Origin of the sequence: Nocardioides segetis (assembly GCF_051390595.1) — a bacterium.
Classification (GTDB): domain Bacteria; phylum Actinomycetota; class Actinomycetes; order Propionibacteriales; family Nocardioidaceae; genus Nocardioides.
Genome location: NZ_JBNINR010000001.1, coordinates 336511 through 350827 on the forward strand (window position 1 = coordinate 336511; position 14317 = coordinate 350827).

The 14317-nt window shown below is 73.6% G+C and carries 15 protein-coding genes; 7 read left to right on the top strand and 8 right to left on the bottom strand.

Annotated features, from left to right (window positions below):
• Positions 1-4: 4 nt before the first annotated feature.
• The 3 genes from ACPZVR_RS01475 to ACPZVR_RS01485 all read right to left on the bottom strand — a co-directional run bounded on the left by ACPZVR_RS01475 (position 5) and on the right by ACPZVR_RS01485 (position 2722).
• Positions 5-886 carry an HpcH/HpaI aldolase/citrate lyase family protein gene (locus ACPZVR_RS01475; protein ID WP_436697790.1) on the bottom strand — a complete coding sequence of 294 codons (882 nt, stop codon included), beginning with the start codon at positions 884-886 and terminating at the stop codon, positions 5-7.
• Positions 886-1977, bottom strand: a complete 1092-nt coding sequence (locus ACPZVR_RS01480; RefSeq protein ID WP_436697791.1) for an HpcH/HpaI aldolase/citrate lyase family protein — start codon at positions 1975-1977, stop codon at positions 886-888. Before ACPZVR_RS01480 ends, ACPZVR_RS01475 begins: the two co-directional genes overlap by 1 nt.
• Positions 1978-2125: 148 nt before the next feature.
• Positions 2126-2722, bottom strand: a complete 597-nt coding sequence (locus ACPZVR_RS01485) for a DnaJ family domain-containing protein (protein WP_436697792.1) — start codon at positions 2720-2722, stop codon at positions 2126-2128.
• 109 nt (positions 2723-2831) lie between these two features.
• Here ACPZVR_RS01485 and ACPZVR_RS01490 point away from each other — a divergent pair, with 109 nt between their 5' ends.
• Both ACPZVR_RS01490 and ACPZVR_RS01495 read left to right on the top strand, forming a co-directional pair.
• Positions 2832-3020, top strand: coding sequence for a DUF1918 domain-containing protein (locus tag ACPZVR_RS01490; protein WP_436697793.1), 189 nt, complete (start codon positions 2832-2834; stop codon positions 3018-3020).
• Between the two features lie 80 nt (positions 3021-3100).
• Entirely contained in the window at positions 3101-4282 is a 1182-nt protein-coding gene (locus ACPZVR_RS01495) for a PucR family transcriptional regulator (RefSeq protein WP_436697794.1), read from the top strand.
• Between the two features lie 81 nt (positions 4283-4363).
• On the opposite strand, the gene ACPZVR_RS01500 is transcribed toward ACPZVR_RS01495, so the two are convergent.
• The 3 genes from ACPZVR_RS01500 to ACPZVR_RS01510 are packed head-to-tail and all read right to left on the bottom strand — an operon-like array spanning position 4364 to position 6562.
• A complete protein-coding gene (locus ACPZVR_RS01500; RefSeq protein WP_436697795.1) occupies positions 4364-5659 on the bottom strand; it encodes an ArsB/NhaD family transporter in 1296 nt (431 codons plus the stop codon).
• Positions 5656-6141, bottom strand: a complete 486-nt coding sequence (locus ACPZVR_RS01505; protein ID WP_436697796.1) for a TrkA C-terminal domain-containing protein — start codon at positions 6139-6141, stop codon at positions 5656-5658. The genes ACPZVR_RS01500 and ACPZVR_RS01505 overlap by 4 nt, the downstream gene beginning before the upstream one ends.
• The gene (locus tag ACPZVR_RS01510; protein ID WP_436697797.1) at positions 6128-6562 is read right to left on the bottom strand and encodes a hypothetical protein; all 435 of its coding nucleotides are present in this window, start codon (positions 6560-6562) and stop codon (positions 6128-6130) included. The genes ACPZVR_RS01505 and ACPZVR_RS01510 overlap by 14 nt, the downstream gene beginning before the upstream one ends.
• Before the next feature lie 113 nt (positions 6563-6675).
• On the opposite strand from ACPZVR_RS01510, the gene ACPZVR_RS01515 reads away from it, so the two are divergent.
• Entirely contained in the window at positions 6676-7632 is a 957-nt protein-coding gene (locus tag ACPZVR_RS01515) for a sensor histidine kinase (RefSeq protein WP_436697798.1), read from the top strand.
• Positions 7629-8303: a response regulator gene (locus ACPZVR_RS01520; protein ID WP_436697799.1), complete on the top strand. Its 675-nt coding sequence runs from the start codon at positions 7629-7631 to the stop codon at positions 8301-8303. Before ACPZVR_RS01515 ends, ACPZVR_RS01520 begins: the two co-directional genes overlap by 4 nt.
• A 38-nt stretch (positions 8304-8341) precedes the next feature.
• On the opposite strand, the gene ACPZVR_RS01525 is transcribed toward ACPZVR_RS01520, so the two are convergent.
• Positions 8342-10327 carry an ABC transporter ATP-binding protein gene (locus ACPZVR_RS01525; RefSeq protein WP_436697800.1) on the bottom strand — a complete coding sequence of 662 codons (1986 nt, stop codon included), beginning with the start codon at positions 10325-10327 and terminating at the stop codon, positions 8342-8344.
• Positions 10327-10992 (bottom strand): nitroreductase family protein, encoded by a 666-nt coding sequence (locus ACPZVR_RS01530; protein WP_436697801.1) that lies wholly within the window; start codon positions 10990-10992, stop codon positions 10327-10329. Before ACPZVR_RS01530 ends, ACPZVR_RS01525 begins: the two co-directional genes overlap by 1 nt.
• Positions 10993-11099: 107 nt before the next feature.
• On the opposite strand from ACPZVR_RS01530, the gene ACPZVR_RS01535 reads away from it, so the two are divergent.
• From ACPZVR_RS01535 to ACPZVR_RS01545, 3 genes are read left to right on the top strand one after another with little or no spacing between them, the layout of a single operon-like run.
• The gene (locus ACPZVR_RS01535; protein WP_436697802.1) at positions 11100-11252 is read left to right on the top strand and encodes a hypothetical protein; all 153 of its coding nucleotides are present in this window, start codon (positions 11100-11102) and stop codon (positions 11250-11252) included.
• A gap of 52 nt (positions 11253-11304) precedes the next feature.
• Positions 11305-13407 (top strand): ATP-binding protein, encoded by a 2103-nt coding sequence (locus ACPZVR_RS01540; RefSeq protein WP_436697803.1) that lies wholly within the window; start codon positions 11305-11307, stop codon positions 13405-13407.
• Complete coding sequence (locus ACPZVR_RS01545; protein WP_436697804.1) at positions 13337-14287, top strand: response regulator transcription factor; 951 nt, start codon at positions 13337-13339, stop codon at positions 14285-14287. The genes ACPZVR_RS01540 and ACPZVR_RS01545 overlap by 71 nt, the downstream gene beginning before the upstream one ends.
• Positions 14288-14317: the final 30 nt, after the last annotated feature.

Sequence of the window (14317 nt, forward strand, 5' to 3'; positions counted from 1 at the left end):
CGGGTCAGGGCTGGAGCGCCTGGATCGCCTCGTGGATCGCGAGCGTGCGCTCGGCGGACTCGACGTGGAGGCTCTCCACCATCTTGCCGTTGTAGGTGACGACGCCGGCTGCCCCTCCGAGAGCACTCCGTCCGTCCTCCCAGGCCTGGATCAGGCCGCGGGCGTCCTCGACGGCCTTCTCGTCGGGGGCGAAGCCGGCGTTGGCGCCCTCGACCTGGCCGGGGTGGATCAGGGTCTTGCCGTCGAAGCCCATCTGGCGGCCCTGCTCGACCTCGGCCAGGAAGCCCTCGGTGTTCTTCACGTCGTTGTAGACGCCGTCGATGATCACGATGCCGGCGGCGCGGGCCGCGAGCAGGGCGAGGCCGAGGCCGGTGATCACGGGCTGGCGGCCGGGCACGTGCTCGGCGTACAGCTCCTTGACCAGGTCGTTGGTGCCCATGACGAAGCCGGTCAGGCGCTCGGAGGCGGTGGCGATCGCGTGCGCGTTGAGCATGCCGATCGGGGTCTCGACCATGGCCCACAGGGTCGTCCGCTCCGGCGCGCCGGCGGCCTCGAGGGCGGCGACGAGCTGGCGGACCTCGTCGGCGGAGTTCACCTTGGGGACCAGGACGACGTCCGGGCCCGCGGCGGCGGCCGCCTCGATGTCGTCGGCATGCCACTCGGTGCCGATGCCGTTGACCCGGATGATCAGGTGACGGCTGCCGTACTCCCCGGACCGCACGGCGGCCGCGGCGGCCTCGCGCGCGGCGGGCTTGGCGTCCGGGGCGACCGCGTCCTCGAGGTCGAAGATGATCGCGTCGGCGGGCAGCGTCTTGGCCTTCTCGAGCGCCCGCTCGTTGGAGCTGGGCATGTAGAGGACGGAGCGCAGCGGCTTGAACTCGGACATCAGGCCTCCTGGGGGGCGGGGATGGCGTCGTAGACGGCCTTGAGGTCGGGGTCGATCTCGGCCAGCTTCTCGGCGAGCTCGACGAGGACCAGGCACTGCTTGAGGGAGGCGTCGTCCTCCATCTTCCCGTCGATCATGACCGCACCGGTGCCGTCGCCCATCGCGGCGACCACACGCCGGGCGTGGGCGATGTCCTCGGGCGAGGGGGAGAAGACCCGGTTCGCGATCTTGATCTGCACCGGGTGCAGCGACCAGGTGCCGACGCAGCCGAGGAGGAACGCGTTGCGGAACTGGTCCTCGCAGGCGACCGTGTCCTTGATGTCGCCGAACGGCCCGTAGTAGGGGTAGATGCCGTGGGTCGCGCACGCGTCGACCATCTTCGCGATCGTGTAGTGCCACAGGTCCTGCTGGAAGATCGCGCGCTGCGCGTCGAGGATCGGCAGGCCGTCCTCGCCCCGCGGAGCGTCCTCGCGCACGAGATAGCCGGGGTGGCCGCCGCCGACGCGGGTGGTCTTCATCTTGCGGTCGGCCGCGAGGTCGGCCGGGCCGAGCGAGAGGCCCTGCATGCGCGGGGACGCACCGCAGATCTCCTCGACGTTCGCGACGCCGCGCGCCGTCTCCAGGATCGCGTGGATCAGGATCGGCCGGGTGATCCCGGCCTTGGCCTCGAGCTGGGCGAGGATCCGGTCGACGTAGTGGATGTCCTCGGCGCCCTGCACCTTCGGGACCATGATCACGTCGAGCTTCTCGCCGATCGCGGGCACGAGGGTGGTGAGGTCGTCGAGCACCCAGGGGCTGTCGAGCGCGTTGATGCGCGTCCACAGCTGGGTGGGGCCGAAGTCGGTCTCCTGGGCGATCCGCACGAGGCCCTCACGGGCGGCGACCTTGTTGTCGGCCTTGATCGCGTCCTCGAGGTTGCCCAGCAGTACGTCGACCGTGCCCACCATGGCGGGGATCTTCGCGGCCATCTTCTCGTTGCTGGGGTCGAAGAAGTGGATCGCGCGGCTCGGCCGGGCGGGGATCTCGCGCAGCGGCTGCGGCGCGCCCACGGCCAGCGGTCGGAAGAAGTCCTTGGCGCTCTTGTGGCTCACGTTTCGACAACCTACCGGCGAGTCACGCTGTCCGGGTATGACGGATGTCTCGCGAGACGCGACTGCGTCGAGGCGTCGCCGGAGGCCGTGGTGGGGCACGGTCCTGGCGGCGCTGCCGACCGGGGCGGGCGCTCGGTCCGGCACTCGCTCAGGTCCGGTGCCGGCGCCGCCACCAGCGGCGGCGGGGCTCCGGCGCCGCGGCGGCGGCCGGCGCCCGGCGGGCGGCCCGCCGGTCGTGCCAGGCGGCGAGGGTCGCGTCGACGTCGCGGGGCAGGGTGATCAGGGGCGGTCCGTCGACCGGCGTGTAGCGGGCCCGGAGGACCCGCGCGTTGAAGTCCTCCACGAACGCGCGCGCCTCGCGCTCCGAGCCCAGTGCGTCGAGCGCCGCGTCCAGCTCGGCGTCGTCCTTGCGGAGCTGCAGCGCGGCCGGCAGGACGGTGATGTGCTCCCGCTCGACCAGGCGCTTGACCCACCAGTCCGGGTCGTGGGTGGTGCCGAGATCCGCGATCGGCTTGCCGGCGCCGGGCAGGTCGTCGAAGTCGCCGCGCTCCATCGCCTGGCGCACCTGCAGGTCGACCCAGGTCTGCTGCTGCTCGATCCGCGCCCGGGCGGCGGCGCGGCTCGCCGCTCGGTCCTGGACCGGGCGCGGGGCCGGTCCGTCCGGCTGCTCGGCCTCGCCGGCGGAGGCGGATCGGACCTCGGGCCGGTCGCCGGGCCGGTGGGTCCGGTCGTCGCTCTCGGGCATCGCGCTCACCTCGCGGCCCAGCCTACGTGCGGAGCAGTGACGCACCGAGCGTGCGCCGACCGCCTGCGGGCCCTTGTGCCGACCGCCGCGGCGGGCGCATGGTGCACGCATGCAGGCGCGCGTGGGCGACCGGCTGGTCGTCGAGAGCCGGACGGATTCGGCGCACCGCCGCGAGGCGGAGGTGCTCGAGGTGCGCGGGGCCGACGGCGCACCGCCGTACCTCGTGCGCTGGGAGGACGGCCACGAGTCGCTGGCCTTCCCGGGACCCGACGCGCACGTCCTGCCCGCTCGGTCCTGAGCGTCCGGCCCCGGGGCGCACGGAGACGCTCCCGCACGCCGTGTGTGCGCAGGCACAACCCGACCGCCTACGCTCGACCCGTGAGTGGGCCGGACGTGAATCCCGAGGTGCGCAAGCTCAGCGCGCGACTGCTGCCGGAGGCCGAGCTGCTCGGGACGGCGATGGCGCGGCGGATCCGTGCCGAGATCCCCGTGTACGACGCCGGCGAGGTCGTGACGCACGACGAGCTGATCGCCTCCTGCACCGTCAACACCCGCTACATCCTCGGCAACCTGGCCGGCGACGTCGCGGCGGTCGAGGTCCCCACCCGGACCGGCACGACCCGCGCCGAGCAGGGCGTGCCGTACGCCATGGTGCTCCAGGCGTTCCGGGTCGGCTCCCGCTTCCTCTGGGAGGTCCTGGTCGAGCGGGCCGATCCCGAGCACCGCGACCGGCTGCTGCTCGCGGCCGCGGACATCTGGGCGGTCAGCGACCAGCTGGCCGCCGACGTCACCGACGCCTATCGCCGCGCCATGGCCGACCGGGCCCGCCGCGACGGTCAGATGCGGGCGGTCCTGGTCGGCTCACTGCTCGACGGCGCCGCCGACGCCACGTCGTTCGTCGGCGAGACGGCGGGGATGCTCGACCTCGGCCGGGCGACGGAGTACGTCGTGGTCTCGGCCGAGTCGCCGACACCCGGCAGCGAGGGTCTGCCCGACGTGGAGCGCGCGCTGCGGCGTACCAACGTGCGCTCGGCCTGGCGTCTCGACCACGACCATCAGGAGGGCGTCGTCGCCCTGCGGCCGGGCTTCGGCGTCGACCACCTGGTCGAGCTGCTCTCCGGCCTGGCCCGGGCCCGCGTGGGGATCAGCAGCGTCGTCTCCCGGCTCGACGACGTCCAGGAGGCGCGCCGCCAGGCCCGGACCGCCTGCGCGTCGGTCTCGCCGGGCGCCGCCGAGGTCGGGCGCTTCGGCGCCGACCCGCTCGCCGTCCTGCTGGCGGCGAGTCCGGACCAGTCCCGCGTGCTCGTCGACGCCGTCCTGGCGGGGGTGCTCGCGCTGCCGGAGGACGACCGGGCCGTCGTGTTCGCGACCGCCCGTGCCTGGCTCGCCGCCGGCGGGTCGACCTCCACCGCGGCCCGCGAGCTGCACGTGCACCGCAACACCGTGCGCTACCGGATCCGCCGGCTCGAGGAGATCACCGGCCGCGACCTGGCCCGGCCCGTCGATGCCGCCGAGCTGTACGTCGCGCTGGAGTGCGTGCGGATCCTCGGGCTGGGCTGAACCGTTCAACCACCGAATTCGTCGCCGATTCAGCCGATGCGCGACAGATTCGGTAGTTGAACCGTTCACAACGGGCTGCGGCTAGGCCAGCGCGAAGTAGCGCAGGTAGACGTAGAGCCAGGCGACGAGCAGCGTCATCACCGTCACCACCACGCCGTACTTCGTGAACTGCCAGAAGCTGATCGGCTCGCCGGCCTTCGCGGCGATGCCGAGGACGACCACATTGGCGCCGGCCGCCACGGCCGTCGCGTTGCCGCCGAGGTCGGCACCGAACACGAACGCCCACCACAGCGGGCTGTCGGCGCCCGAGGTCGCGGTCGAGGCGACCATCTCCTCCACGATCGGCACGGTGGCGGTCGTGTAGGGGATGTTGTCGACGAAGGCGCCGACGACGCCCGAGCCGAAGAGCAGCGCGGTGGCCGCCAGCAGCTCGCGATCGCCCATCGCGTCCGCCGCGAACTCGCTGATCCGGCCGATCACGCCCACCTGGACCAGCGAGCCGACGAGGACGAAGAGCGCCATGAAGAAGGCCAGGGTGCCCCACTCCACCTCCTCGAGGAACTCCTCGGGCTCGGTGCGGGACACCAGCACGGTGGCCCCCGCTCCCATCATCGCGACGACCGACGGGTCGAGGTGGAGCACGGTGTGGAGGCTGAACGCGATCATGACCAGCCCGAGCACCACCAGGCAGCGCACTAGCATCCGCATGTTGGTGATCGCGTCGCGCGGGTGCAGGTCGCCGAGCACGTCGCCGACGTCGACCGGCTCGCCGAAGTACCTGCGGAACAGCCACCGTGCCATGACCACGAACAGCACCAGCAGGATCACGGTGAGCGGCAGCGAGTGGACGAGGAAGTCGCTGAAGCTCAGGCCGGCCCGGCTGCCGATGATGATGTTGGGCGGGTCGCCGATGAGGGTCGCCGTCCCGCCGATGTTGGAGGCGAGGATCAGCGAGATCAGGTACGGCGCCGACGGCAGCCCGAGCTGGCGGCAGACCGAGATCGTGACCGGCGCCACGAGCAGCACGCAGGTGACGTTGTCGAGGATCGGGGCGACGGTGGCGCTGATCAGGACGAGCAGCACCAGCAGCCGGTAGGGATGGCCCCCGGACTTCCGGGCCGCCCAGAGCGCGAGGAACTCGAAGAGCCCGGTCTGCTTGAGGACGCCGACGATCACCATCATCCCGAACAGCAGGAAGATGACGTTCCAGTCGATGCCGGTCTCGTGGTCGAAGAAGGCGGACTTCGCGTCGACCAGCCCGATGACCACCATGCCCGCCACGCCGCCGAGAGCGGCCGCCACGCGGTGGACCCGCTCGGTGGCGATGAGGGCATAGGCGACGATGAAGATGGACAGTGCGGCGGAGGTCAGGATCACGCCGCACCTCTCCCGATGCCGCGGATGCCGAAGCTCCGGGCGGAGCTCGCCGGCTCCATCGACGCGTACCAGCCCGCCAGCCGGCCGTACCTGCTCACCGAGCGCAGCCGGTCCTCGACCTCGCTGACCTGACCGAGGCCCGCGACCGCCAGGACCTGGTCACCGGTGCGCAGCACGGTCCGCTCCTGCGGCACGAGCGCGGCCGGGCCGCGGGTCACCAGCGCGATCGCGGCGCCGGACGGCAGCCGGAGCTCGCCGATCTCGACCCCGGCGAGGCGGGACTCCGGCTCGACCTCGAACCGCAGCAGGACGGCGTCCATCCGGTCGAGGGTCGCGAACCCGATCGAGACCTTGTGCACGAAGCTGCCCTTCTCGGCCCACCGCGGCTGCCGACCGCGTCCGATCGCGAGCCCGACCGCGAACCCGAGGGCGGCGCAGAGCATCCCGACCGCGACGGCCAGCTCCAGCTCAGCGCTCCCCATGCTCACCGCCCTGGTCGGCGTCCGCGGACGGCGACACGAGGAGGTGCTCCACGGCCACGACCTCGACGGAGAGCAGGTCCGCACCCAGTGCGCGGGTCTGGTGGCACACGCTCTCCTCGACCTCGCGCAGCCGCGGGCCCAGGGAGTGCTCCAGGGCGGCGAGCCGCTGACGGCGTACCCAGGCACTGGCGGCGGGCACGACGAGGGCCAGCGTGATCCGGTCGATCTCGCCGAGGGGCAGGGTCGCCGAGGACAGCTTCGCCTCCAGCAGGAGCCGGATGTCGGCGTCGTCGTCGGTGCGCTCCCGGACGGTCACCGGTACGACGAACACCGGCTGACCCCCGTCCGCGGCTCGGGGCCGGGCGGTGTCGTGCCTGCCGGATCGCAGGCCGAGGGCGCGACGCAGGGAGGGGAGGGCCATGGCTCCAGCCAAGTCGGCGCGCTCGCGCGACGGTATGGGTGCTAGCCCCCATTTCGGCGCCGGGAGGGGCGCGCGACTGGTCCCCGACGCCCCGGTCGGCGAAGGTGGACACCGTGCGGCTCGCGAACTCCTCCCTCTACTGGAAGGTCTGCCTGATCAACGGCGCCGTGCTGTGCGCGAGCCTGCTGGTGCTGCTGCTCTCGCCGGCGCGCGTCTCCCGGCAGGTGGTCGTCTCGGAAGCGGTCGTCCTGGTGGTCGGGCTGGCCCTGGTCCTCGGGGTCACGGCGGTCCTGCTGCGGCGGGCACTGGCTCCGGTCGACCGGGTCATCCGCGAGATGGCGACGGTGCGGCTCGGTGGGGTCGGCCGGCGGCTCGACGCGGGGGGCGACGGTCCGGGGGCGCAGCTGGTGCGCAGCTACCACGCCATGCTGGAGCGCCTCGACGACGAGCGCCGCGCCAGCAGCGCGCAGGCCCTGGCCGCGCAGGAGGCCGAGCGACACCGGATCGCCCAGGAGCTGCACGACCAGGTGGGCCAGAGCCTGACCGTCGTGCTGCTGGGTCTCAAACGGCTCGAGGAGCAGGCTCCACCGGACCTGCGCGCCGAGCTCGCGGCGGTGCGCGAGAGCGCCCGGGCCGGCCTCGACGACGTACGCCGGGTGGCCCGTGAGCTGCGCCCCGGGGTCCTCGACGATCTCGGTCTGCAGGCGGCGCTCGCGTCGCTGGCGACCGATGTCGCGCGGCACGGCGGGCCGGCCGTGCGGCGGACCTTCGGCCCGGGGCTGCCCGACCTCACTCCCGAGGCCGAGATCGTGATCTACCGGGTCGCCCAGGAGGCGCTGACCAACGTGGTGCGGCATGCGGGCGCGTCCCGGGTCGAGCTGTCCCTCCTGCGACTGGGTGAGGAGGTGGTGCTCGAGGTCGTCGACGACGGGCGGGGCCTGCCGCGCGACGGCGCCGGCAACGGGACCGGTCTCGCGGGCATGCGCGACCGGGCGGACCTGGTGGCCGGGTCGGTGGAGGTCGTCTCGTCGGGCCAGGGCACGACGGTGCGGCTGCGGGTGCCGGCGTGAGCGGCCCCGGCGCGGCGTCCGGCGGCCGGATCCGGGTGCTGCTCGCCGACGACCACGCGCTGGTCCGGCACGGCGTCCGGCTGATCCTCGAGCAGCAGCCGGACATCGAGGTCGTCGCCGAGGCCGCCGACGGGGCCGAGGCCGTGGCCCTGCTGCGCCGGCACGACGTCGACCTCGTCGTCCTCGACATCGCAATGCCCACGATGACCGGGCTCCAGGCCGCGCGCGAGATCAACCGTCGCCGCGAGCCGCCGCGGATCCTGATGCTCTCGATGCACGACAACGAGCAGTACTTCTTCGAGGCGCTCAAGCTCGGCGCCAGCGGCTATGTGCTCAAGTCGGTGGTCGACGAGGACCTGGTCGAGGCGTGCCGGGCGGCGATGCGCGGCGAGGCGTTCGTCTACCCCGGCGCGATGGGGGCGATCGTGCGCGACTACCTCGACCGGCTGGCCCGCGGCGAGCGGGTGCCGGAGACGGTGCTGACCCCGCGCGAGGACGAGGTGCTCAAGCTGATCGCGGAGGGCCGGTCGTCGCGGGAGATCGCCCGGCTGCTGTCCATCAGCGTGAAGACCGTCGAGAAGCACCGCTCCAACATCCTCGCCCGGCTGGGCATGAGCGACCGGACCCAGCTGACGCGGTACGCGATCCGGGCGGGTCTCGTGGAGCCGTGAGTCGTGGAGGAACAACCGACCGGTTCGTTCCTAGCCCCTCAGAGGGGGACGTCGGCGCGCCGCGGGTCGCACCAGGGCGTGCCGGCGGGGGCGCGGGAGAACTGCTCGTCGTAGAGCCGCTTGTAGAGACCGCCGGCGGCCATCAGCTGGTCGTGGCTGCCCTGCTCGACGAGCCGGCCGTCCTCCAGGCCGAAGATCACGTCGGCGGAGCGGATCGTGGAGAGGCGGTGGGCGATGGCGATGGTGGTACGCGAGCGGGTGGCCCGCTCCAGCGCCTCCTGCACCAGCCGCTCGGTCTCGTTGTCGAGCGCGGACGTCGCCTCGTCGAGGATCAGGATCCGCGGGTCCTTGAGCAGCACGCGGGCGATGGCCAGCCGCTGCTTCTCGCCGCCGGAGAGGCGGTAGCCGCGCTCGCCGGTGATCGTCTCGTAGCCCTCGGGGAAGCTCATGATCCGGTCGTGGATGTTGGCGTCGCGGGCCGCCCGCACGATCTCCTCCGGACTGGCGCCGGGCCGCGCGTAGGCGATGTTGTCGCGGATGGTGCCGTGGAAGAGGTACGGCTCCTGGGTGACCATCCCGACGGCGTCGGCCAGCGAGGAGAGGGTGAGGTCGCGGACGTCGTACCCGTCGATGAGGACCGCGCCCTCGGTGACGTCGTAGAACCGCGGTACGAGGTACGTCGCCGTGGTCTTGCCGCTGCCCGAGGGACCCACGATGGCGGCGAGCTGCCCGGGCTCGACCACGAGCGAGACGTCGTCGAGCGCCCACGCCGGTCCCGCGGGACGACCGGTGCCGGCCTCGGTGTCCTCGTCGGTGTCGTCCTCGATCCGCACCCCCGTCTCGCCGAACCGGTCGCGGTTGACCGTCCCGGAGAGCGAGCGCGGCTCGGGGTAGCGGAAGCGGACGCCACGGAGCTCGACGCGACCCTGCAGCCGCTCGGGGTCGAGCGCGACGGCCCCGGGCCGCTCGGTGATCGCCGGCTCGAGGTCGAGGTACTCGAAGATCCGACGGAACAGCGCCATCGACGTCTGGACGTCGAGCGTCACCCGCATCAGCTGGAGCAGCGGCATCTGCAGCCTGCTCTGCAAGGTGGTGAACGCGACCAGGGTGCCGGCGGTGATGGTGTCGGCGCCGACCGGCACGTTGCCGGTGATGATCCAGCCCGAGACCAGGTAGATGAGCGCCGGCGTGATCGCGAAGAAGGTCTGCACCATCGCGAAGAAGGTGCGCCCGGTCATCGCCTGGTCGACCTGGAGCCGGGTCTGGCGCCGGTTCGCCTCGCGGTAGCGCTCGACCTCCGACTCGGACCGGTTGAACACCTTGGCGAGCAGGATCCCGCTCACCGACAGGGCCTCCTCGGTGATCGCGGTCATCTCCGAGAGCGACTCCTGGGTGCGCCGCGCGAGCCGCTGTCGTGCCCGCCCGACCCGGAACTGCAGGCCGACGAACAACGGCATCAAGAAGAGCGTGAGCACCGTGAGCTGCCACGACAGCACCACCATCGACACCAACGCCGCCGCGACGGTGACCGAGTTCTGCACGATGGTCGTCGCGGTGTCGGTCAGCACCGTCCGGACGCCGGCGACGTCGTTGGCGAGCCGGGACTGGATCGCGCCGGTCTTGGTGGCGGTGAAGAACGCCAGCTCCATCTTCTGCAGGTGCTCGAAGAGGTCGCCGCGCAGGTCGGCCATCGCGGAGTTCCCGACCGTCGAGGTCAGCCACATCTGCACGATGCCGATGAGGGCCGCCACGATCGGGATCGCGCACATGCCGGCGACCAGCCAGGTCAGCAGGTCCAGGCGCGGGCCGCCGCCGCCGAGCGGGAACAGTGCGTCGTCGAAGACCGCGCGGGTCAAGAAGGGCACCATCGCCTGCAGCGCCGCGGCGGCCAGCACGGCGACGAGGACCAGCGCGATCTTGCCGCGATAGGGCCGCAGCAGGCGCGCGATCCGGGGCAGCACCGGCGCCCGCGCCTGCAGGTCGGCGGCGGTCAGGTGGGTGACGACCGGACTCGGGCGCGGCATCAGGCCTCCGGCCCGGGCCAGCCGGCGCCCCAGCGGCCACGGTGGGCCACCTCCTGCCACGGGGTACGACGCCGCCGGCTCGCGGAGCCCTGCGCACCCGTCGCCCGCGGAGCGGGGTGGCCGATCGTGATCGCGCCGATCGGGTGCGGCGCCTCCTCGCCCGCGGTGTCCCGGAGAGCGAGCACGTCCTTGACGGCCTCGACCCGGGCCGGGACCAGCCCGAAGAAGCAGGCTCCGAGCCCGGCATCGGTCACCGACTGGAGCAGCAGGAGGGCCGCCATCGCGGTGTCGAGATGCCAGTACGGCATCGCCCAGCGGCTCTCGTCGCGCTCGTGCAGGCCGGCGCGGCGCTTGTCGCCCTCGGCGTACCTGTCGAGGTACGCCGCGCGGCGACTGCACGGCACCACCACGACGGGCGCGCTCATCATGCCGGCGAGCCAGCGGTCGGGCGCGCCGCCGGGCGCGGCGTCGTCGGTCTGCGCGGTCCAGAAGCCGCGGACGGCCTCCGGGGTGTCGAGCACGACGAACGCCCAGCCCTGCGAGAACCCGGCGCTGGGCGCGCGGGTGGCGTGGTCGAGCGCCCGCTCCAGCACCGCGGGGTCGACCGGATCCGAGGTGTACGCGCGGGTCATCCGCCGTCGGCGTACCACCTCGGAGAAGTCCACGGGCCCAGCCTAGGGGCGAGGCACGGCGGAACCTGAGGTAGCCGGGCGGTCGGGATAAGGCAGTTGTCCGATGTGAGGGGCTACCTCAGGCGACGAGTCTCTACGTCATGAGCAACGACTACTTCATCACCGCGGAGAACGACTACCGCCGCCAGCAGGCGGCGCGGAACATGGCCGCCAGCCGGGCGGGACGCAGCCGCGCGTCCTGGCTGCGGCGGATCGCGGCCACCGACCCCAGCGTGGAGCGCCGCTCGCGCTGAGCCGGTCGCACCCGTGCCGGTCCTGTCGGTGGCGGACGTCATGATGGTGTCCGTGGCCGCACACAGCAGCCTGACCATGGTCGGGCGAGACACCGAGCTCGCCGAGGCCATCGCCGTGCTCGACGACGCCGTGAGCGCCGCCGAGGCGGGGACGGCGCAGCGGGCGGTGCTGCTGTCCGGCGACGCCGGCGTCGGCAAGACCCGCCTGCTGCGGGCGCTGCGCGACCACGCCCTCGACGCCGGCTGGCAGGTCCTGGCCGGCCACTGTCTCGACTTCGGCGACAGCGCCCTGCCCTATCTCCCCTTCAGCGAGGTGCTCGGCCGGCTCGACAAGAGCCACCCCGACCTGGTCGAGGCCGTCGCCGCCGTGCACCCGGCCCTGGCCCGGCTCCAGCCGGGCCGGCGCACCCGCGTCGTCGGCGACCCCGCCGACGAGCACAGCCGCGGCTCCGACCGCGGCGACACCCTGGTGGCCGTGCACGCCCTGCTCGAGGCGGCCGCCACCGAGGCCCCCGTGCTGCTCGTCGTCGAGGACCTCCACTGGGCCGACCAGTCCACCCGCGACATGCTCGGCTTCCTGTTCACCCGCGCCTTCGCGCGCCCGGTCGCCATCGTCGCGTCCTACCGCTCCGACGACCTGCACCGCCGCCACCCGCTGCGCCGCCAGGTCGCCGAGTGGACCCGGCTGCCCCAGGTCGGGCGGCTCGCCCTCGGCCCGCTGCCGGCCGAGGCCGTGCGGGCGCTGGTCCACGAGCTCGCGCCGGCCGGTCTCGACGAGCGCTCGGTGAGCCGGATCGTCGAGCGGGCCGAGGGCAACGCCTTCTTCGTCGAGGAGCTCGTCGCCTCGGGCTCCTGCGCCGACGGCGACGTCCCCGGTGACCTCGCCGACCTGCTGCTGGTGCGCCTCGACCGGCTCTCCGAGGGCGCCCGGCAGGTCGTCCGGGTCGCCAGCGTCGCGGGTCGACGGGTCTCCCACGACCTGCTCGCCGCCACCGCCGACATGCCTGCCGACGAGCTCGACGCCGGCATCCGGCAGGCCGTCGAGATGAACGTACTCGAGGTCGGCGGCCACCTCTACGCCTTCCGTCACGCGTTGCTCGGTGAGGCGATCTACGACGACCTGCTGCCGGGGGAGCGGGTGCGACTGCACGCGCGCTACGTCGCCGCGCTGTCCAGCGGCGCCGCCCGGGGGACCTCGGCGGAGCTGGCGCTCCACGCCCGCCGGGCCAACGACCTCGACCGGGCGGTGACGGCGAGCATCGAGGCGGGCGACGAGGCGATGGCCGTCGGCGGTCCCGACGAGGCGGCCGACCACTACGAGCAGGCGCTGGAGCTGCTCGAGGACCCCGACCGGGTCGCGCGGCTCGGGGTCGACCACGCCCGTCTCGTGGTCCGCGCCGCCAACGCCCTGATCACCGGCGGCAACGCCGTCCGCGCCGGCCAGCTGGTCGCCGCGCGGCTCGCCCAGCTGCCGCCCGACGCGGCCGCGGCCGACCGCTCCCGCCTGCTCAGCACCCACGCCGAGGTGCTGTACCTGACCGAGACCGAGCTCGACCCGGTCGCCGTCTCCGCCGAGGCGCTCGCGCTGGCCCCGGAGGGGGAGAGCCCGCTGCGGGCCAAGGCGTTGGCCGCCCCACGCCCGGATCCTCGGGGCTCACCGCCGCGACCGGCAGGACGAGGCGGAGGCGCTCGCGACCGAGGCGCTCGCGCTGGCCGAGCGTCTCGCGATGCCCGAACTGGCCTCCGACATCGTCACCACGCTGAGCGGCCTGCGGGTGCAGACCGTCGCCGGGTCCGAGCAGGACGCACTGCGGCGGGCCCTCGAGTCGGCCGTCGACAGCGCGGTGCGGGCCGGTGCGTTCCAGGCGGAGCTCCGCGGGCGCTGGCTGCTCGGCCGCTCCTACCAGGACTCCGGCGACTGGGAGCAGTCCGCGCGCTGGTTCCGCTCGGCGATGGCCCTCGGCGAGCAGGCCGGTCTCGTGTGGGCCCCGTTCAGCCTCGAGGCCCGCTGGCAGCTCACCCGGATCGGCTATCTCCTCGGCGACTGGGACGAGGTGGTCGCCCTCGTCGACAGCGTCGACGCGATGAGCGGACCGCCCATTCCGCGCGGGATCCTCGAGCCGGCCCGCCTGGCGGTGCTGGCCGCCCGCGGTGAGGACGTGCTCGACCGGCTGCTCGCCCTGCGCCGGCTGTGGGAGGACGAGGGCGGGGTCGCGGTCTACAGCGCGGGCGTCGAGATCCAGGTGCACGGCACCCGTGGCGACGCCGCGGCCGCGATCAGCGTCTACGACGACGTCGTCGAGGTGCTCGGCCGCATCTGGGGCGAGTACTTCGGCGGCCGGATCCGGCTCGCCGCCCTCGCGTTGGTGGCGATCGCCCGCGCGATGTCGGGAGCCAGCGCCGCCGAGCGCCGGGGCCTGGTCGCGCACGCCGACCGGTTGCGGGCCGACGGGGACGCGGTGCTCGCCGCGATCCGCGAGCGCGGCGGTCCCTGGGGCCCCGAGGGCCGGATGTGGACCGACCGTCTCGTCGCCGAGCACCGGCGGGTGCACTGGCTCGGCGGCACCGAGGGGGAGGAGTCCCGGCGCGACGACCTGCTCGCCGCGTGGGAGGCGGCCCTCGACTCGACGCTGAAGGTCGGCGACGTGCCCGAGCTGCTGGGCGTGCGGGCGGCGTACTCCCAGATCCTCCGGCTCACCGGCGACCCGGCCCGGGCGCGCGAGGAGGCTGACCAGGCGCGCGCGCTCGCCGACCGGCTGCGGGCCCCGCTCCTGGTGGCGGACCTGCAGGCCGACCCCGGGCCGGGCCGGAGCGCGGCCGCGACGACGCACAGCGGCGGGGCCGCCCTCACCGCGCGCGAGCTCGAGATCCTCGCCCTCGTCGCGGAGGGACGGTCGAACGGCGAGATCGGCAGGCAGCTGTTCATCAGCACCAAGACCGTCAGCGTGCACGTCTCCAACATCCTCGGCAAGCTCGGTGCCGCCGGGCGCACGGAGGCCGCCGCCATCGCCCGCCGCGACGGCCTGCTGCCCTAGCTCGGGTCCGCGGAGCCCCCGCCCGGGCGC